The sequence below is a fragment of the Pseudoalteromonas sp. J010 genome (genome assembly GCF_003934235.1).
GTDB lineage: Bacteria > Pseudomonadota > Gammaproteobacteria > Enterobacterales > Alteromonadaceae > Pseudoalteromonas > Pseudoalteromonas peptidolytica.
This window is the reverse complement of sequence record NZ_RDBW01000004.1, coordinates 21,121-21,903: the sequence shown is the minus strand read 5'-3', so window position 1 is coordinate 21,903 and position 783 is coordinate 21,121.

Here is a 783-nt window from a genome sequence, read left to right as displayed (position 1 = left end):
GCCATCCCCATAACTTGGTTGGGATTCCTTTGGCAACAGCGCGAGCAATATCTATTTGGCTTGCGACAGTTAACCATCAGTAACGTTGTAAAAAACCAATCAATTACTTAACCACAACAAACACAGTACCTAACATAAGCAGGGAAGCGTTTGTGGGGTATATTTATAAAGGTTAACTAACCGCTAAAACCGCGAGCCAAGTTAATCAACAGCACCTTTTGCTATTTGCTTGCAGCACAACAACATCGCTGTAATTACTCACTGTCATTTTAACACACCAATATGGCAACTTTTTTACTACTAGTAGCAAGAAAGACTGACGACTTCAGAGAATCAAATAGAGTTTAAAAATGAGACCTTTCAACAGCAGGTAAAACAAACACAACGAGAAAACGACTGCGGTTTCACACCAACTACGAGTGATCAGTAAAAAAGGCTAGCACAAGAAACTGATAAATAAAGCAATATATTAACAAAAAAGTAAATTTATTCATTACACTAGATTACACTCAGTTAATTTTAAGATTTTTGTATGACATATTTAAAGGCTATTGCGCTTTGAGGTTTATTTTTGCAATAGAAAAGTCTATCAAACACTCAACTAGGATTACTCGGCGGCCAGTCGCACGTTATAACTAAAGCGTATTAAGAGGAACTAACAGAAGGATTAACGAATGCCATTTAGTCGTAACACTTGTTCAAGTTGAGGCGTAAATAAAAAAGACCAGCACATATCTTTGTACTGGCCTTGGTTTATTTAGTCGTTGGATTATACCAATTTTC